This window comes from Bartonella taylorii 8TBB, assembly GCF_902825155.1.
In the GTDB taxonomy this organism is placed as follows: Bacteria; Pseudomonadota; Alphaproteobacteria; order Rhizobiales; family Rhizobiaceae; genus Bartonella; species Bartonella taylorii_A.
Genome location: NZ_CADEAG010000080.1, coordinates 1 through 536, shown reverse-complemented (window position 1 = coordinate 536; position 536 = coordinate 1). Strand labels below are relative to the sequence as shown.

Sequence of the window (536 nt, the reverse complement as noted above, 5' to 3'; positions counted from 1 at the left end):
CCGCAGAGTTTAATTCCATCCTAAAAAAATCAACGAAAAATGCTTAAAAAGCACATGAAAAATTAAAAATTCGTTAAAGAGGAATTCCATGGACTTTACAGTGTTCACGCAACTTTTCAATAAAATTGATCAGATAACAAAAACATATGTCACGGATATTTCCTTAAAAACAACGGCTACAATTACGCCCTTTATATCAATCGGTATCACAATCGCTTTCATTACCTATGGATGGCTCATCATTCGTGGCGCTATAGATATGCCTCTCTCCGGATTTGTAAATCGTTTCCTACGGACAAGTATTATTATTTCAATAGCTCTTACCACAGGACTTTATCAGAATGAAATTGCCAATTTGATAAAACAAATGCCCCATGAGTTATCAAAAGCGCTCTTAACAGATCCACTCAATGATACACAATTAATGAATTTACTAGACAGAACAGCAACCAAAGGATTTCAATATGCAGGACGTCTTTTCCAAGAAACCGTCTTCTTCGAAGCCAATGGACTGCTTTACAGTCTCTTAGGCATCA

The 536-nt window shown here is 36.0% G+C and carries 1 protein-coding gene; it reads left to right on the top strand.

The genetic code is table 11. The annotated features are described in order from the left end of the window. Positions 1–88: 88 nt before the first annotated feature. A partial coding sequence (locus J7R13_RS08735; RefSeq protein ID WP_208438301.1) for a type IV secretion system protein occupies positions 89–536 on the top strand: 448 nt, incomplete at its 3' end.